We start from the raw sequence: 18,422 nt of genomic DNA, 5'->3' as shown, positions 1-18,422 counted from the left end.
GCAAGCACTAAAATTTTTATTTTGTCATTTGCGGAAGCTCCGCAAACATTAAGACTTTTATTTTGGCTCGTCGGGGCTTTCAGCCCCTTGCCGACGGCGTTCCCCGAGTGTTTTTCATAGTCCTCTTTTAATAAAAAAGAGACTATTTGCACTTCTTAGTGGAACTTATGAACAGGCACTCATGGCCGATTTGAGATGATTTGTTTGTCCGTTCAAAGATGTTTTACTACTTTTGCATCTAAAATCCAATGCATGTATATCAAGCAACTTGTCCTCTGTCTATCCATCGGCTTTGCTCTTTCTTTTACCGCGTGCAGCGATGGAGACAGCAACCGTTCTCGTTCTTCTTCAGAGATAGTCGATGAAGACGACGATAACACCACCGCCACGCTCGATGACAGCTACACCTATCGTCTGCCGGTTGTCTTCCATATCTTATATACCAACGCTGCAGACCCCACGCAATACGTGAGCGTGGAACGCCTGGGGCAGATTCTCGCCCATGTCAATGAACTCTACCGAGGCGACGTCTACGGCGAAAGCCAAAACATACGCGTGCAGTTCTTTCTGGCCGAATACGATGAACAAGGGCGCAAGTTGCCGATTCCCGGTGTAGACTATATACGCTACGAGGGCGAATATCCCATTGATGCCTATCGGTTTCTGACCAATCAGGAAGATGGGAATGAGAAATATCTGTGGGAACCCAACGAATATGTCAACGTGATGCTCTTCCACTACAAACAAAACCATAGCGGCGGAATCTTGCTCGGCCTTAGCCATCTTCCCTATATCGTAAGGGACGAGACCGACTTAGAAGGCTTGCATTTGGCATCGAACCACAACATCACGAAGCGCAACCTGAGATTCGCCTATAGTGCATCCATCAACAGCCGGTATATCAACGACGAGTCGAGCCGATACACCGACCCTGCCAAAAGAAAGGAGGGTTATCTGTATTCGTCTACCGACATCAACGTGACGCTCGCACACGAGTTAGGGCATTATTTAGGACTGCATCACACCTTTTCCGAGACGGAAAACGGCGGCACGGCCAATGGTTGCGAAGACACCGACTATTGCCGCGACACGCCGTCGTACAACAAAGACGAATACGATGCTTACGTTACCTACTACCTCAACACACACAGCAAAGAGCAACGTAAGTTCTCCGACCTGCTGAAACGTCTCAGTTGCACCAACCAAATGTTTATAGCCACCAACCTCATGGACTATGCCGTGAATCGAAGCTACGAGTTCACGGCTGACCAACGCTATCGCATACGGCAAGTGCTCTACAACAGTCCGCTTATGCCTGGCCCCAAGAAGAGGAAAACGCGTACATCCGACGTCGCTCCTCAAGGCTATATCAACCTGCCCATCCGCGTTGTCAGATAATGCGGTTGCCCATTCGTTTACTTTCCTATCCCAAACAAACCACGATATGCGGGTGTTAATCGTCAATACAAGCGAGAAAACAGGAGGGGCGGCACTTGCTGCCAACCGACTGATGACGGCGTTAAACGACAACGGCATCAAGGCGCGTATGCTGGTAAGAGACAAAGAGACGGACAACGTAAACGTGATAGGGTTGAAATCGTCGTGGCTTCAGATGTGGCATTTTCTATGGGAGCGATGGTGCGTATTCCTACATCTGCACCTTTCCCGTCAGCATCTTTTCGACATCGATATAGCCAACACGGGCAACGACATCACCTCATTAGACATTTTCAACGAGGCCGACATCATCCACCTTTCGTGGGTGAACCAAGGCATGCTCTCACTTGCCGATATTCGGAAGATACTCCGTAGCGGTAAACCTGTGGTATGGACGATGCACGACATCTGGCCTGCCACGGCCATTTGTCACCTCGCACTCGACTGCCAACGCTTTACCGACCATTGCCGGTACTGTCCTTATCTGCCCAAAGGCGGCAGTATCCGCGACCTCTCTTACCGAATCTGGCAACGCAAGACGGCAGTCTATGCACGAGGTAATCTCACTTTTGTGGGGTGCAGCGAATGGCTTTCCGCTCAGGCAAGGCAGAGCGCACTGCTCGCAGAGAACAACGTGGTGAGCATCCCTAACCCTATCGACACCCGCATCTTCCGTTCCTATGACAAAACGGCTGCCCGACGGAGGTTAGGATTACCCGAAGATGCTGCCGTGAAACTCGTACTCTTTGTGGCACAACGTATCACGAATGTCAATAAGGGTATGCAATATCTTATAGATGCTTGCCACATGCTGACGCAACGTGACGACAATTTCGCAAAGCGCACAGCCATCGTGATACTCGGTGGACATGCCGATGCTTTTGAACAGGCTTTCGACTTGCCCGTCTATGCACTCGGATATACAAGCGATACGCGCAAAATTGTGGATATATACAATGCCGTAGATGCTTTTGTACTTCCCTCTCTTTCCGAGAATCTTCCCAATACCATCATGGAGGCCATGGCGTGCGGTGTGCCTTGCATAGGCTTTCGTGTGGGAGGAATTCCCGAAATGATAGACCACCGGAATACCGGCTATGTTGCCCGCTTCCGCGATGCCGAAGACATGGCAGAGGGCATCCGATGGGTTTTGATGCAGGCCGATACCGAGTCGTTGGCGCAAGCTTCTCGCCGGAAAGTGGCGCAGCAGTATTCACAAAGTGCCGTTGCTACGCGCTATATAGAAGTTTACAACGAGGCGTTACGCCGGAACCCATCCCGTTTATGATTACATTTACCATCGTTACCGTTACTTACAATGCCGCGCAGGTGTTGCAGCGCACTCTCGACAGTGTGTTGGCGCAAACCTATCCGCACGTGGAACATCTTATTATCGACGGTGCTTCATCCGATGGCTCCGTAGCAATGGCACAGGCTTATCGCGCTTCTTCCGATGAACGAAGCGAGGGTCACAACGTGTTCGTTGTGTCTGAACCTGACAGCGGATTGTACGATGCGATGAACAAAGGGCTGCACAGGGCTACGGGCGATTACGTATGCTTCCTCAACGCAGGCGATGTTTTCCCTGCTTCCGACACGCTCGAGACCATTGCCAACAGCGTGGGCGACGGCGAAAACTTGCCGGGTGTGCTCTATGGCGATACCGACATCGTAGACGATAATGGCCGCTTCCTGCGGCATCGTCGTCTGTCTCCACCGGCACGGCTCACATGGCGTTCGTTCCTCCATGGCATGGTGGTGTGCCACCAAGCCTTCTATGCCCGCACCTCCATCGCCCGCCATACCCCCTATAACACGGCGTATCGCTATTCGGCCGACGTAGATTGGTGCATACGCATCATGCGGGAGGCGACGCGACAGAAGCTCGCTCTGAAACCTGTGCATGCCGTTGTGGTCAACTATTTAGACGGAGGAATGACGGTACGCAACCACAGGGCATCGCTTCAGGAACGGTTTCGGGTGATGAAAAGTCACTACGGCCTGCTGCCCACTGTGGCGATGCACTTATGGTTCATCCTGCGTTCGGCCATCCGAAAATAGATGACGATTCCCAAAGATAAATGAAAGAAAGGTGACAACATGATAGTAGAAGTATGCGGCTTACGAGAGCCGGAGAATATACGGGCGGTGGAACAGCTTGCTGTAGACCGTATCGGATTTATCTTTCATCCGCGCAGTCCGAGGTATTTACCCATGATTCCCTCGTCGGCAGGTATTATTCCCGACCGCCCCGTCGCTGATATGAATATTCCACGCTCGTCGCGGGTCAGTCGCTTGGGTGTGTTCATGGACGAAATGCCCCAGAATATCGTGACGCGTGTCTATAATTACCGGCTCGATGCGGTGCGGCTGCAGGGCACGGAGACGCGCGAGGCTTGCGAGAATCTGCGTCGGACGCTCGACCCCGACATCCGCCCCGGCATAGCCATCATCAAGGGATGGACGGTGCGCACCGTGGCCGATATACGTCGTTGGAAAGATTATGAAGGTGCGGTGGATGCCTTTTTCTTCCATCTGCCTATGGCGACAGCAGGCGACCGTCTTGACCTTGGTCTGCTGGAGGCTTACGATGGCAACATCCCCTTTATCATCGGCGGAGATATTGCGCCAGAGGATGCGAGCCGCTTGGGTGGGCTGCGCCATCCGATGTTCATGGGCGTAAGTCTCAACACACACTTCGAGACGGCAGCCGGCATAAAGGATATAGAGAAGTTGCAGTCGTTTCTCGAACGCTTGAGAGACGGGAGGCAGACAGAAAACCATCGTCATGCGGATTGCCATCATTGATAATCATGACTCGTTCACCTATAACCTCTCACACCTTGTTAAGCAGTTGGGAGCCGAGGTGACGGTGGTATCCGTCGATGACGCCGAGCCACAGACCTTGCAACGGTATGACCGCCTGATATTGAGCCCCGGGCCAGGCTTGCCGCACGAGGTGCCGCGTTTGAGCGAAATCATACGCCTTTATCAGACTCGCAAGCCCATTTTAGGGGTATGTCTTGGTCATCAGGCTATCGGCGAGTTCTTCGGGGCGCATCTGACGCATCTGCCTCATGTCTTCCATGGCATCGCCGCCGATTGCATCCCCTTGCCGGATGAGCCGTTGTTTCAAGGGCTGGGCAGCCGGTTCGCAGTGGGGCGTTACCATAGTTGGGTGGTGGACGACGAGGGATTCCCTTCCGTTTTACAGGTGACAGCCACGAGCGGCGACGGACTCATCATGGCGCTGCGTCATCGGATGCATCCCGTGTGTGGCATACAGTTCCACCCCGAAAGCGTGCTCACGCCCCAAGGTTTGCAAATCATGGATAACTGGCTGTCGCTGTAGAATCCGGCAGTTTCCGCATCTTATATTTTGCCGTTAACCCTCATTTCCTTACCTTTGCTCCATCGTTATGAACCCACTGACAGATATTTTTCCCCCATCTGATACCAGCGGTCTGCACGACGACACGCCGTGGCTGGCCGTTCGTCTCTTCACGCTTCGCCAACAAGAAGCCAAGGCACTATTTGAAGAGAACGGAATCGAAACGTTCGTGCCCATGCAGTATGCCGACGTGGAAGACGGAAGAGGTCGCGTGCACCACGTGCTCAAACCCGTGGTGAGAAACCTCCTTTTTGTGAAAAAGCCCCATGATATCGCCCTTCTGGCGCAGTTGTCGGCATCGCCGGAGTTGAAGATGTCGGTAGTGAGAAGCCATCCCCGCAGCAACAAGTATAGTGAGATTCCTGCTCGGGAGATGCGGGAATTCATGCTCATGTGTCATCCGTCGATAGAATTGCGGCAATTCCTCAACGAGGAGGAGGCACATTTCAAGGCAGGTGTGGCGGTAGAAGTAAGGTATGGCCCGTTGCGCGGTCTGCATGGAAAGCTCGTGAGACGCTCGGGCAAGTACTATCTACTGAAAGAGATTTCGGGCTTGGGTGTGATGGTGAAGGTGAGCCGCTGGTGCTGCAAAGCATTGCATTAGGCGGCCGCAGCGCGTTTTTTTATCGGATTGTTTCAACGGGAAGTCGCCGATGAAACCTCCTCCGTTTTTAAGACTTCATAACAGTTTTGTTAAATCCTGGCCGAAAAAGATGCGGTTGTCGGCCAAACTTTCTGCGCACCAAGTTTAAACTTTCTGCGCAGAAAGTTTGAACGAGATGCGCATCTATTTCCCCCGTCTTCGTAAGATGTTTGTTATCAGTTGGTTACAATGGCCTTATTTTTCGCCGTTTTTCGCTCTCTTTTTTAACACTTTTGCATGACTGCTTACAGCTTTTCCTCCGGTAAACCCGGTATCTTTTCTGCTCGTGCCGAAGCATCAGATGCTGATTTCCTGTACACCACCGAAAGGTACGAGGTGGGTAAAACAGTTTTCGGGGGGGAAGAGGCCGGCATAGATTCCGGCACATATCAACACGCCGCCGTGGGCAAAGATGCCCACACATTGGTGGGGCGTGCTACGGAGATGGTCGAGGAAGTTCGCTACGCGGGCATACAACTGCGGGAAGCTCTCACCGTTGGTGGCGGCCAAGTGCATGTAGTCGTCGAACCACGTCTGCAACGCGGGGTCTTTTATCTCGTCGTAGCGCAGCATTTCCCAGTCGCCCATGTTCATCTCTTTTAGGCGTTCGTCGAGTATCGGAGCCGGATAGCCGCAGAAGTCGGCCAGCTTCCGTGCACGAGTGAGCGGCGAAGCATACACGGCATCAAACCGATAGTGCTCGAGCTGCTGACGGGTTTGGGCGGCCTCTTGTGCGAAGGTGTCGGTCACGGGCACGTCGCTCCATCCGTAGCACGTGCCTTTGGGAACTGCCACGCTGGTGTGGCGAATCAATACTACATTCATAGGAAAAGCAGGTTAGGGTAGGAGTGGGGTGAGAAAGACCGAGGCCGTCAGATAGAAACTGAGCTCAACGAGCAGGCATAAGGCGCCGCAGCAATCGCCCGTGTAGCCCCTCAGTCGTCGCCATATCAGTAGATAGAGGAAATACATCACGACACAAGGTAGGCCAAGCATCAGCTCCCACGGTGCTCTCGCATGCAGAAAAAAGAAGAACGGAACGAGCGGCAGCAACCCCTGAAAGGTAAGGCCGATAGCACTTTTAAAGCCGATGCGGCGATAGACGGTGCGGTTCTTGGCCTCTTCTTCGGTGCGGGCGTAGGGCATCATCTGGATGAGTTGTCCTGCCACCATTTTGGAAAAGGCATCGCCGGCAAAGATAGTGAGCATGGCATCAAACGGCGTGAGCCGCGTGAGGGTGGCAAAGAGTAGCAATTCGTAGACCACAAGCCCGAGTACGCCATAGGTACCGATGTGCGAATCTTTCATGATGGCGAGGATGCGCGCACGGTCACTACCGCCCCCTCCGAAGCCGTCGAAGAAGTCGGCCAGTCCGTCTTCGTGCAGTGCGCCGGTGAGGAGCAGTCGGAGCGCAAAGGCCAATATCAGGGCTACGGGCATGCCGAAGATGCTACTGCCGAAGTAGACCGCAAGGGCTGTGATGCCACCCGTGAGCCATGCCGTCAGCGGCCAGTACTCCACAACAGCAGCGAAACTCTCGCGTGGAGGTTGGTGCAGACGCCAGAACGGCAGGCGTGTGAAGAAGATGAGGGCTGCCCAAAGTGGGTCATACCATTTAGAAGTATTTAGTGATTTGAGCATTTTGAAAGTTGTTGAGTTCGTTAATCATGCGTACCGCACTGTCGATGATAGGAAAGGCGCATAGGGCACCGGTGCCCTCGCCTAAGCGGAGGTTGAGGCTCAATAGGGGCTGGGCATCCATGAGTGCGAGCATGCGTCGGTGGCCGACTTCGTCGCCGCAATGCCCGAAGATGGCGTAACGGAGCACGTCGGGATACAGACGGGAAGCCGCCAGCATACAGGCCGACATGATGAAACCGTCGACCATCACGGCCATCTTCAGTTCCGCAGCCCGCAACATGGCACCGATGGCGCCTGCCATCTCGTAGCCGGCAAAGTATCGAATCACGGTTTCAGGGTTATCGGGGTCGTTTCCGGCGGCAAGGAAATTGTCTACGGCACGTTGCAGGATGGCGCACTTGCGGGCTATGCCTTCGTCGTTGAGCCCCGAGCCTGCCCCGATGCATTCTTGTAAGGGGATATTTCCCCACAAACTCATCCAGATACTTGAGGGTGAGGTGTTGGCGATGCCCATCTCGCCGATGCAAATGATATCTGCCCCCACCCGTCGACACTCATCGACGAGCTCTGCCCCCGTGTCGATGGCCTGGTGGAACTGCGACTCGTTCATGGCCGGTCTGTAGAGGAAATTGTCGGTACCGCGGGCAATCTTTCTGTCGATGATGGTAGGGTAGGCACTTAAATCGTAGTCCACGCCCATGTCCACGATTTTGAGGTCGAAGCCGTGTTGCCGACAAAACATATTCACGCCGCCCCCGCCTCGGGTGAAGTTAATCATCTGCTGCCACGTCACATCGCGTGGTGAAAGGCTCACTCCTTCGCGTTCTATACCGTGGTCTCCGCCTAACAGTAGGTGGCACGGATGGCGTAGCGTGGGCGAAAGTGTCTGCTGAATCATAGCCATCTGCATGGCCAGCGACTCCAACCGTCCGAGCGATCCTTTGGGTTTGTTCAAGTTGTCTATCTTCTGCGCGATGGTCTCTCTCAAGGATTCATCGGGCTTTTGTATATCGAATTTCCTCATTGCGATGCCGTTTTCTCATCCTTTTATCTTCACCGGAATGCCCGATACCATCAGTATCACCTCGTCGGCATGCGCAGCCACGTATTGATTCATCCACCCCTCCAGGTCGGTAAACCGGCGTTGCACGGGATTATCACTCACGCCTCCACTGCCGATTTCGTTGGTTACGAAGATGAATACTGCCTCTTGTTCGGTGAATCGGTCGAACTCCTCCTGCAGGTTCTTCAGGGCTTCTTCCACCGTGTGTTGCTCCCATTCGTTGGCCGTTCTGTCGTAAAAGTAGTTAGTACACCACAGGGTAATGCAGTCTATCACCACCACCTTATTATATATAAGGTGTCGGCTTAGGTGTTTTTCCTCCTCTATGTTCGTCCAGTTATCGCCACGGCGTGCCTGATGCATGGCCACCCGTTGCCGGAACTCCTCGTCCCAGATATGCGCTGTTGCCAAATATACGGGGGTATCAGACAAGCTGAGTGCTAATTCCTCGGCATACCGGCTCTTCCCCGATCGCTGACCTCCCGTGATTAGGATGATTTTCTTCATAGAATGTTCCATAGACCTGCAAACTTACAAAATATTATTGAGATGTATTGCGTTCTACCTTGAGAATGTGTCTCTTACCGATAAGAGAAAGGCTAACGGATGAAAAATAGTATGCAAATGATACAAAAAATAGGCAAAATGACCCGTCAATTGTCTTATTTGTGTTATAAAACATACTTTTTCGTATGATTTATTTGGATGTTACAATACTTTTTTATTACTTTGCAGCCGAAATTAGATTTCAGATAACATTAATTATTTATCACTAATAAATTTAGAGTTTGATATGAAAAAGTTAGTTTTATTTGTTGCTGCCGTTGCAATGGCAGTATCTGCTTCTGCACAAACGCTGACAGAAAGCAAGACTTTCGACAACTTCTACATTGGTATCAATGGCGGTGTAGCTACGAAAGCAACCGGTCACAAGTGGTTGAACGACCTCGATCCTAACGCAGGTCTCCGTATTGGCCGTAACTTTACTCCCGTCTTCGGTCTGGCAGTAGAGAGCAATGTGTACTTCTCCAACAAGCCTTATGAATCGTTCGGTACTATCGTAAGATTCATTAATACCTCGTTGCTGGGTACAGTCAACCTGAGCAATTGGTTCGGCGGATACAAGGGCGAACCTCGTCCGTTTGAAGTGATTGCCCTCTATGGTCTTGGTTGGGGTCACTCTTTCAACAATCTGCATGCTACGAACATCAATAACTTTACCTCGAAAGCAGGTGTTGATTTCGCCTTTAACTTCGGTTCCAAGAAGCAATGGCAGTTCTATGTTGAGCCGTCTGTTATCTATGCACTCAACGGCACAGGCTACGAGGGTGTACAATACAACCTCAACAGAGCTTTCGTTCAACTGAATGCAGGTTTTGTTTACAAGTTCAAGAATTCCAATGGTTCTCACAACTTTACTATCGCTCAGATGCGTGACCAAGGTGAGATTGATGGCTTGAACGCTCAAATCAACGATCTTCGCAATAACCTCAATGGCAAAGATGCCCAGCTTTCTGCTAAGGATCGTCAGATTGCAGAGCTGCAGAGTGCCCTCGACGAGTGCAACAAGAAGCCTAAGTACGTGAAACCCGCTACGGTTACCAACCTGCAGCCCACCGTACTCTTCCGTCAAGGCAAGGCCGACATCGACCCCGCACAGTACGCTCCGATTGAGTTGATTGCTACATATATGAAGAAGAACCCCTCTGCTGTTGTAGAGATCAAGGGTTATGCTTCTCCTGAAGGAAACCCCGAGTTGAACCAAAAACTCTCCGACGCACGTGCCGAGGCAGTGAAGAATGCTCTTATCAAGAAGTATAAGATTGCTGCCAATCGTTTGATTACAAAGGGTATGGGTGTTACAGACCAGCTCTTTGAGCAGGTAGAGTTCAACCGTGTAGCAACATTTAACGATAGCACGAAAGACAATAAGTAATCATATTTCTTTCCATTAAATCATCATAATCCCGACATCTGGTTATACAGATGTCGGGATTTTTTGTGTCTCGTTACCACTCTATTTCCCTCTTCATCGTATGATGATGCGGCACAGCAATACCCTATTGTAATGACATGAGGTGTGAGATAGGTCATAAAAAGGTTGTTTTGCGGCGTACATGGATGTGATAAATTTACTGTGTGATATATGGAATAAGCTCTGAAACAACGTTCGCTGTGCGAAGCGAATAAGCGGAGCTAAAAGCAAAGAGCGCAATATATCAGCCAGCGCATCGCGCTGGGTAAATGATGTTCCCTCAAATGGAGCGCTGTAAGTGCGACAGGACCCAACAAACGATACGATTTGCCGCGAGAAAGGTGCCGACCTTTCCACGGATAAATGCCATCTGTACATAGGACAAACGCCATCTGTACGGGGCACGAATGCCGACTTATGAATCGTAACTTTACAACCCTTAAAAGTTGCAATCCCGAACTTTTGAGTATCAAATACTAAGGAGTCATAAGGAAAAGAGGCGGAAAAGTTACGAATGAAAAGTGGTCTTCTTGTCGGCATCGCAGAGCATGGGGAGAACGAACGAGCCAATACCGACCCGCCCATCCAAATCCCTCCCCCGCCGCTCCGCCACAAACATCGGTACAAAGCACGGAAATGACGAATCTGAAAACGGGAAAAGGGATTTGCACGAGCGGGAAATATTTCGTACCTTTGCCGTGTAAAAACTTCTTAACCCCCAAGCGGTCATAAGAGCCTGTTAGGAAGCTATGTCATCAATATTAAGATGTTAGATGAGCCGTCTCATGGCCGATGGGGGGGGGAGAAGCGACAGAAATACCTGCACGAGAAGGAGAACGAAAGAATGAGGATACAGTTCAAACATGGCATAACAGCACGTTGGCAGACGCTGTTCGGCCTATTGTTATGGGCGTGTGCAGGCATGGGAACCCCCATAGTTGCGCCACCCGATACCACAGCAACCACCTCTGAAACACTTCCGTGGCCGCATTCGGTACAGACCACGATAGATAGTTTGCTGCAAGACCCTCTGTTTCAGACCTCGCAGGTCGGCATCATGGTCTACGACCTTACGGCAGACTCCGTCCTCTATCGCCGGAACGAACGACAATTACTGCGCCCCGCTTCCACCATGAAAATAGTAACGGCAGTGGCAGCCCTCGACCGCTTAGGTGGCTCATATCTGTTCAAGACCCAACTCAAATATACCGGCACCATTGCCGACCGCACACTTACCGGCGACCTCTACTGCATAGGCGGCTTCGACCCCCGCCTAAATATCGATGACATCAATGCCTTTGTGGAGAGCATCAAGAAGATGGGCGTCGACACCATACGGGGAACCGTATATGCCGACATGGGCATGAAAGAGACTGCTCTGTTGGGCGAAGGCTGGTGCTGGGACGATGACAACCCCGTGCTGTCGCCATTGGTCTTTGCCCGCCGCGACATCTTTATGGAGCGTTTCTTGGCGAAGATGGCTGATGCCGGTGTCGTGATAGACGGCACCAGCGGTATCAACAACTGTCCACCCAACGCCTACGAGATATGTACGCGTTTCCACACGATAGACCAAATATTGATGCGCATGATGAAAGAGAGCGACAACCTCTATGCCGAATCCATGTTCTATCAGATAGCCGCTGCTACAGGCAATCGTCCCGCCACGGCATCGCATGCCCGTAGTATTATACATCGGCTTATCGACCGTTTAGGCCTCAATGCTTCGCAATATCGCATTGCCGACGGTTGCGGTCTGTCTCTCTATAACTACGTATCGGCAGAGTTGGAGGTAACGTTGCTGAAACATGCCTACCGCAACAGCCACATCTACCTGCATTTATTGCCATCGTTGCCCATAGCAGGCTCGGACGGGACACTGAAGAATAGGATGCAAGGCACTTTCGCCCACGACAACGTGCGTGCCAAAACGGGTACACTGACGGGTATCATCAGTCTCGCAGGCTACTGCACGGCCGCAAACGGCCATAAACTGTGCTTTGCTATCATCAACCAAGGTGTCATGCAGAGCGCACGCGCCCGTGCTTTCCAAGACGATGTGTGCAACACCCTCTGTGCTCCGCAGTAGCCTCTTCATATCGTAACATTGCATACACATTATTTTATATGGACACTATTCGTATTTTCATAGACAATTTGATAGAACTTACGGGTATCACCGGAAGCACCGTACCCGTAGTTCGCCACACGTTACTTGTGGTAGTTACTATGCTGCTGGCATGGTTGGCATTCATTATCTGTCACAGGGTATTGGTACCCTTTATACTGAAAGTGACGAACAAGACGACCGCCGTATGGGACGACATCCTATTCAACCGCACCGTCTTATTGTCGGCCTGCCGCATCGTTCCCGCCATCGTGGTATGGCAACTACTCCCCCTTATCTTCCATCAATTCCCATTGGTACACGAAGCACTTACCCGTCTCACGTCCATCTATATCGTAGTGATGTCGGTACGGTTGGCGGTTGTTTTTATCGACTCCTTCCGTTATATCGAGCCGCGTATCGGTTCGTCATCGCAACAGTATATACAATCGTTCTGCGGGGTACTGAAGATAGTAGCCATCTTTATCGGTGTCATCATCACGCTGTCGGTCATCATCAACCGTAGCCCTCTGACTCTCTTCGCCGGCCTTGGTGCAACGTCGGCCGTACTGATGCTGGTTTTTAAAGATACCATTGAGGGACTGGTGGCCGGCATACGGCTCACGAGCAACGAAATGGTGCACAAAGGCGATTGGATTACTGTGCAGGGAACAGCCATCGATGGCGTGGTGCAGGAGATTTCGCTTACCACTGTGAAGGTGCAGAATTTCGACAACACCATCCTCACTGTATCACCGCTGACGCTTGTAAACGGTTCTTTCCAGAATTGGAAAGGCATGACGCAGGGCGACGGCCGGCGGGTGAACCGCAACTTCTACCTTGATTTCCGTTCTATTGTCGTGGCAGACGAGGCCTTGAAACGCCGACTGTCGGAGCAAGGGCTCTGCACCGAAGAGGAGCTGAAGGGCAACCCCGTCAACCTGCGTCTCTATCGCAACTATATGGAATGTTACCTACGTAACCGCCCCGAAGTGAATTCCGACATGACCATCTTGGTAAGACAACAAGAAGCGACCGACCACGGTTTGCCCATCAACTTCTATTTCTTCCTGCGTAATAAGGAATGGGAGAACTACGAACATACCATGTCCGACCTCATGGAACACGCTTACGCCGTGGCACCGTTGTTCGGGTTACGCATCTACCAGAAGTATCCGGTGCAGTAAGCTGCGGCATGGCATCCCATCATCCTACCGATGTGAAACGTTTCACCTCTGCTTTGTTAGATTGGTTTACGCACAACCGGCGTGAACTGCCTTGGCGTGAGACGACCGACCCTTATGCTGTTTGGCTGAGCGAGGTCATCTTGCAGCAGACCCGCATTGCCCAAGGACGCGACTATTGGGAGCGTTTCATGCGGCGTTTTCCCCGCGTGGAAGATCTTGCAGCCGCCACTGAAGACGAGGTGCTCCGACTATGGCAGGGACTGGGCTACTACTCGCGGGCACGCAACCTACACACCGCTGCACGGCAGATAGCCGCACGAGGGAACTTTCCCGACACCTACGAAGAACTGAAAAAGCTGAAAGGCGTGGGCGACTATACCGCAGCGGCCGTGGCTTCCATCGCGTTCGGACATCCCGTGGCAGTGGTAGACGGCAATGTGTATCGCGTGTTGTCGCGCTATTTCGGTATAGAAACGCCTATTAATTCTACACAAGGCAAGAAAACTTTTGCGGCATTGGCTCAGGAACTGTTACCACCGGATGCGCCCTCGGCCTTTAATCAGGCGATGATGGATTTCGGAGCCATCCAATGCACGCCCCAATCACCACGCTGCCTGCTCTGCCCCTTGTCGGGGAGTTGTGTGGCACTTAGTGAAGGTCGTATCGACAAGTTGCCCGTGAAGTTGCGGAAGTTGAAGATACAGACACGCCGCCTCACCTATATCTATGTGCGCTGTCAGGGCTTTACGGCTATCCGCCGCCGCTCCTCGGGCGATATATGGCAGGGATTGTGGGAGCCACCCGTTCCGCAAGCGCTCGGCCTCTCGGAAAAGGCGGATGCTGCACTGTCGCTATCGCCCTTACCCATGGGCAAACTTACTATGTTGCACCGCAATGTGAAACATGTACTTACTCACCGTATTCTGTTGGCCGATTTTTATCTTTTGGAAACGGAGGTGAGGCCTACACTTCCGCCGGAGTACATTTGGATTTCCGAGTCTGACATCGACGATTATGCTGTTCCGCGCCTTATCGAACGGCTGTTGGAATCGCTCCCTTAACCTTTTATTCCGCCACTTTCACCCTTTCTTTTTATCCCCAATCTGTCATGATGTCCTGTACAGGTGGCGTTTGTCCTATGTACAGGTGGCGTTTGTGCGTGGTACAGATGGCGTTTGTACAGAGAAAGGTCGGCAACCTTTCTTGCGACAAACGGCATATATTGTTGCTCTCTGTCGCACCTACAGCGCTTCATTTGGAGGAACGCCCTATACCCAGCGCTGCGCGCTGGGCTGACATATTGCGCGCCTCGCTTTGCTTCCTCTTCGTGTCAGCGAATTTCGTTTCCGCTCCGCTTTGCACAGCGAACGTTGTTTCAGCGCTTGCCCTACGGGCTTCACCACTGTCTGTGTTCCATCGCCTCTACGAGGCTTACAATTCAAATATCCTTGGATAGAACTCTCGTGCGGGCGGGAATCAGATGTAAAATTTTTAAAAATATCCATTCAATTAGAATCTTGTATGTATATTTTTTCTATCTTTGCATAAGATAGGCTACGCTCGGCCATATAAGACTAAGCTCTTATGGCGCTTGCTTGCACTATCTTTGCATAAGATAGGCTACGCTCGGCCATATAAGACTAAGCTCTTATGGCACTTGCTTGCACTATCTTTGCATAAGATAGACCCTGCCACCCCCGATGAAAGCATCGGGTGATAGGCGGTTTGTTTACCTTACATCCAATGAAAGATACAATTCATTTTAATTGATATATTTATGAAAAAGAGAACCTTTCTATTCCTTGCCGTATGGGCGTTATGCGCTTTGGTACAAGCACAGATGCCCCAAATGCCGCCGATACCGGTAGACAAGGAGGTGAGAATGGGCAAACTTCCCAATGGACTCACCTATTACATCCGTAAGAACAACTATCCCGAACACGTGGCCAACTTCTATATTGCGCAACGTGTGGGGTCTATTAACGAGAACGACGACCAACGCGGATTGGCTCATTTTCTCGAGCACATGGCGTTTAACGGGTCGGAACACTTCAAAGACAACGGCATCATTGACTTTACACGCTCGCTCGGTGTGCAGTTTGGTAGCGACCTGAATGCCTATACCTCTATCGAAGAGACCGTGTACCGCGTGTGCAATGTGCCTACCAAGCGACAGTCTGCCCTTGACTCGTGTCTGCTCATATTGAAAGACTGGAGCAATGGACTGACACTCGATGCCAAGGAAATAGACAAAGAACGCGGTGTGGTACACGGAGAATGGACGATGCGCAACAGCGGTACACAACGCTTGTTCGAGAAGATCCTGCCCAAAGTTTACCCGGGAAGCAAATACGGAGAGCGGTTGCCCATCGGTCTGATGAGCATTATCGACTCGTTCCGCCCCGCCACATTGCGTGCCTATTATAAGAAATGGTATCGTCCCGATAACCAAGCCATCATTGTAGTCGGCGATGTGGACGTAGACCATACCGAGGCTCAAATCAAGAAGCTCTTCAGCTCTATCGTGGTACCTAAGAATGCCGCACAGGTAGTGCCGACACCCGTGCCCGACAACGTGGAGCCTATTTACTTGTTTGAAAAGGATAAGGAGCAGCAGTTCAGCATAGTATCCATCAACATGAAGCACGATGCCACACCCGATTCTGCCAAGGTGGGATTAGACTATATGGCCGAAGACTATGTGAAGAATGCCATCGTGACCATGCTCAATGCGCGTCTCAGCGAGATGACAAAAGACCCGCAATGCCCGTTCGTACAGGCTTCGGCCGAAGAGGGACGCTATTTCATCTCCAAAACGAAAGATGCCTTTGAACTCAATATCGTAGCCAAAGAAGGAAAAGACCTCGATGCACTGAAAGCCGGCATGCGCGAGCTGATGCGTGTACGTCAGCACGGATTCACTGCTACAGAGTATCTGCGGGCGAAAGAAGAGTTCTTGTCGTTGGCCGAAAAAGCCTACACGAACCGTAATAAAGTAAAGAACGACGAGTACGGAGACAAGTATCGCGAACATTATCTGCGGAATGAACCGATACCTTCTGCCGAAGATGAATATCAAATATGGAAAATGCTGGCACCGGCCATCCCCCTCGAGGCCATCAACGAAGCTGCTAAAGAACTGATTTCGGTGAGCGATACCAACCTCGTGGTCTATGACCTCGCACAGGAGAAAGAGGGTATCACCTATCCCACGCCGGCTACCATGAGGGCTGCACTCGAGGCTGCACGTGCCGAACAAACCACACCTTATGTGGACAACGTGAAGAACGAACCCCTCATCACCAAGATGCCGAAGGCAGGAAAGATTAAGAGCGTAAAAGAAAATAAAGTACTCGGTTACAAGGAAATGACCCTTTCCAATGGTGCCACTGTCATATTGAAAAAGACCGACTTTAAGGACGACGAGGTTGTCATGCAGGCATCGGCTAAGGGCGGAAGCAGTCTCTTTGATGCACCCGATTATGCAAACCTCAAGCTCTACGACGATGTCATAGCAGCCAGTGGTCTGGGTAACTTCTCTCATACCGAGCTTGAAAAAGCCCTCGCCGGTAAGCAGGCACACGTGTCGGTGGCTACCGAAGATGATTATCAGTACGTGAAAGCCGGTTCAACACCCAAAGACCTCGAAACGATGATGCAGTTGGTTTATCTGCAATTCACCGCTATCAACAAGGACGAAAAGTCTTTCCACGACCTGATGTCGCAGAGCGAACTTATGCTGAAGAACAAAGGCTTGCGCCCCGAAAGCGCTTTCATCGACTCGCTGACGAACACCATCAATCGTCATAATCCACGCTTCGCTAACCTGCAACTGTCAGACCTTGTTAAAGTGTCTTACGACCGTATCTTGCAGATGGCCAAGCAGCTGTATGGAAATGCCGGAAACTATACGTTTACATTTGTGGGCAACTTCGATGAAGCCACGCTCCGTCCGCTCATCGAACAGTATATCGCCTCACTTCCCGCTTCAAAAGCCCGCAGCAACTACAGGGATGTGAAGACATACGCTACAGGTGATGTGAAGTGCATCTTCACCCGTAAGATGGAAACACCTAAGCCCATCGTGTTCTACTTCTACTACGCCAAAGGTAACAACACGCTGGAAGACCGCGTAAAGATGAGTGCTGTTGGGCAAGTGCTCTCCATGGTGCTCCTCAAAACCGTACGCGAAGATGCCGGCGCAGCCTACTCGGTAGGTGCCAACGGTTCCATGGGAGTCGAGGCCGGCAATCCTAATCTCTTCATGCAGCTATATGCACCCATTAGCGACCCCTCCAAGACCGACCTTGCCATTGAGTTGATGGAAAAAGGTGTTGTTGAGGGCGCACAGAAGATGGATGCCGATATGGTGCAGAAAGTAAAGGACTTCATGCTTAAACAAGTTGATGTAGATGCGAAGACCAATTCCTATTGGATAGTCAAACTTCAGACCTATAAACACTATGGAGTCGACACCTATACCGATTATAAAAAGGTAGTGAATGAACTTACCCCCGAAAACCTTGCCGCTTTCCTCAAAGACCGGCTGTTATCGAGTGGTAATCGGATTAAAGTGGTAATGCGCCCCGAATAAGTGTAATATCAACAGATAAAGGCCGCGCCAACCTTGTTTCTATCGGGTTGGTGCGGTTTTTCATTTCATCACTTCTGGCAAGTTTTAAGAGCTTATCCCCCTTGTCAAACTCATCAATAATACAGAAAATTTCTATAACTTTGTCTTTGGTAATCATCGCTTGGCTATTTCGTAAGTTGTTGATTTTCAACTATAAAGTTACAAAAAACTAACGAGATTACCAACTTTTATAAGAACTTTCTTAACCCGAACTCACGTATTTTTGAACTTGCCAACCTTATCAGGACAACCAAAAATAAATGTAAACATACGTAGTATTAACAACAAAGACTGTCATCCTAAATCAGGGGTTATACAATATATAAATGTTTGAAAATCAATAGT

At 50.9% G+C, this 18,422-nt stretch carries 16 protein-coding genes; 11 read left to right on the top strand and 5 right to left on the bottom strand.

Annotation, left to right across the window (positions count from 1 at the left end; translation table 11 throughout):
• Positions 1-252 precede the first annotated feature (252 nt).
• The 6 genes from HMPREF0658_RS06305 to HMPREF0658_RS06280 all read left to right on the top strand — a co-directional run bounded on the left by HMPREF0658_RS06305 (position 253) and on the right by HMPREF0658_RS06280 (position 5,432).
• Entirely contained in the window at positions 253-1,398 is a 1,146-nt protein-coding gene (locus HMPREF0658_RS06305; protein ID WP_006949459.1) for a zinc-dependent metalloproteinase lipoprotein, read from the top strand.
• Between the two features lie 46 nt (positions 1,399-1,444).
• Positions 1,445-2,725: a glycosyltransferase family 4 protein gene (locus HMPREF0658_RS06300; protein ID WP_006949457.1), complete on the top strand. Its 1,281-nt coding sequence runs from the start codon at positions 1,445-1,447 to the stop codon at positions 2,723-2,725.
• The gene (locus HMPREF0658_RS06295) at positions 2,722-3,498 is read left to right on the top strand and encodes a glycosyltransferase family 2 protein (RefSeq protein WP_006949456.1); all 777 of its coding nucleotides are present in this window, start codon (positions 2,722-2,724) and stop codon (positions 3,496-3,498) included. Before HMPREF0658_RS06300 ends, HMPREF0658_RS06295 begins: the two co-directional genes overlap by 4 nt.
• Before the next feature lie 39 nt (positions 3,499-3,537).
• Entirely contained in the window at positions 3,538-4,245 is a 708-nt protein-coding gene (locus HMPREF0658_RS06290; RefSeq protein ID WP_006949454.1) for a phosphoribosylanthranilate isomerase, read from the top strand.
• Positions 4,226-4,789 (top strand): anthranilate synthase component II, encoded by a 564-nt coding sequence (locus HMPREF0658_RS06285; protein WP_006949449.1) that lies wholly within the window; start codon positions 4,226-4,228, stop codon positions 4,787-4,789. Before HMPREF0658_RS06290 ends, HMPREF0658_RS06285 begins: the two co-directional genes overlap by 20 nt.
• Positions 4,790-4,856: 67 nt before the next feature.
• The gene (locus HMPREF0658_RS06280) at positions 4,857-5,432 is read left to right on the top strand and encodes a UpxY family transcription antiterminator (protein ID WP_006949447.1); all 576 of its coding nucleotides are present in this window, start codon (positions 4,857-4,859) and stop codon (positions 5,430-5,432) included.
• A 336-nt stretch (positions 5,433-5,768) separates the two neighbouring features.
• Here the strand turns inward: HMPREF0658_RS06280 and cobC are convergent, their stop codons facing one another.
• Genes cobC through cobU form a run of 4 tightly spaced genes read right to left on the bottom strand, consistent with a single transcriptional unit; the run spans position 5,769 to position 8,682 of the window.
• On the bottom strand, positions 5,769-6,296 hold the full coding sequence (gene cobC / locus HMPREF0658_RS06275) for an alpha-ribazole phosphatase (protein WP_006949445.1): 528 nt from the start codon (positions 6,294-6,296) through the stop codon (positions 5,769-5,771).
• A 12-nt stretch (positions 6,297-6,308) separates the two neighbouring features.
• Positions 6,309-7,112, bottom strand: a complete 804-nt coding sequence (locus HMPREF0658_RS06270; protein WP_006949443.1) for an adenosylcobinamide-GDP ribazoletransferase — start codon at positions 7,110-7,112, stop codon at positions 6,309-6,311.
• Entirely contained in the window at positions 7,087-8,136 is a 1,050-nt protein-coding gene (gene cobT / locus HMPREF0658_RS06265; protein ID WP_006949442.1) for a nicotinate-nucleotide--dimethylbenzimidazole phosphoribosyltransferase, read from the bottom strand. The genes HMPREF0658_RS06270 and cobT overlap by 26 nt, the downstream gene beginning before the upstream one ends.
• A gap of 15 nt (positions 8,137-8,151) precedes the next feature.
• Entirely contained in the window at positions 8,152-8,682 is a 531-nt protein-coding gene (cobU, locus tag HMPREF0658_RS06260; RefSeq protein WP_024991090.1) for a bifunctional adenosylcobinamide kinase/adenosylcobinamide-phosphate guanylyltransferase, read from the bottom strand.
• Positions 8,683-8,968: 286 nt separating this feature from the next.
• On the opposite strand from cobU, the gene HMPREF0658_RS06255 reads away from it, so the two are divergent.
• The 5 genes from HMPREF0658_RS06255 to HMPREF0658_RS06235 all read left to right on the top strand — a co-directional run bounded on the left by HMPREF0658_RS06255 (position 8,969) and on the right by HMPREF0658_RS06235 (position 18,038).
• Entirely contained in the window at positions 8,969-10,111 is a 1,143-nt protein-coding gene (locus HMPREF0658_RS06255; RefSeq protein WP_006949440.1) for an OmpA family protein, read from the top strand.
• 961 nt (positions 10,112-11,072) lie between these two features.
• Positions 11,073-12,239, top strand: a complete 1,167-nt coding sequence (gene dacB / locus HMPREF0658_RS06250) for a D-alanyl-D-alanine carboxypeptidase/D-alanyl-D-alanine endopeptidase (RefSeq protein ID WP_374188092.1) — start codon at positions 11,073-11,075, stop codon at positions 12,237-12,239.
• Positions 12,240-12,277: 38 nt separating this feature from the next.
• A complete protein-coding gene (locus HMPREF0658_RS06245) occupies positions 12,278-13,444 on the top strand; it encodes a mechanosensitive ion channel family protein (RefSeq protein WP_006949434.1) in 1,167 nt (388 codons plus the stop codon).
• Between the two features lie 8 nt (positions 13,445-13,452).
• Entirely contained in the window at positions 13,453-14,505 is a 1,053-nt protein-coding gene (gene mutY, locus HMPREF0658_RS06240; RefSeq protein WP_006949433.1) for an A/G-specific adenine glycosylase, read from the top strand.
• A 716-nt stretch (positions 14,506-15,221) separates the two neighbouring features.
• The gene (locus HMPREF0658_RS06235; RefSeq protein ID WP_006949432.1) at positions 15,222-18,038 is read left to right on the top strand and encodes a M16 family metallopeptidase; all 2,817 of its coding nucleotides are present in this window, start codon (positions 15,222-15,224) and stop codon (positions 18,036-18,038) included.
• On the opposite strand, the gene HMPREF0658_RS06230 is transcribed toward HMPREF0658_RS06235, so the two are convergent.
• Positions 18,013-18,195 carry a hypothetical protein gene (locus tag HMPREF0658_RS06230; protein WP_006949431.1) on the bottom strand — a complete coding sequence of 61 codons (183 nt, stop codon included), beginning with the start codon at positions 18,193-18,195 and terminating at the stop codon, positions 18,013-18,015. The two genes, HMPREF0658_RS06235 and HMPREF0658_RS06230, sit on opposite strands and share 26 nt — an antisense overlap.
• Positions 18,196-18,422: the final 227 nt, after the last annotated feature.

This window comes from Hoylesella marshii DSM 16973 = JCM 13450, from assembly GCF_000146675.1.
Taxonomy (GTDB): domain Bacteria; phylum Bacteroidota; class Bacteroidia; order Bacteroidales; family Bacteroidaceae; genus Prevotella; species Prevotella marshii.
The sequence above is the reverse complement of the archived record's forward strand: the minus strand, read 5'-3'. Positions and strand labels throughout refer to the sequence as shown.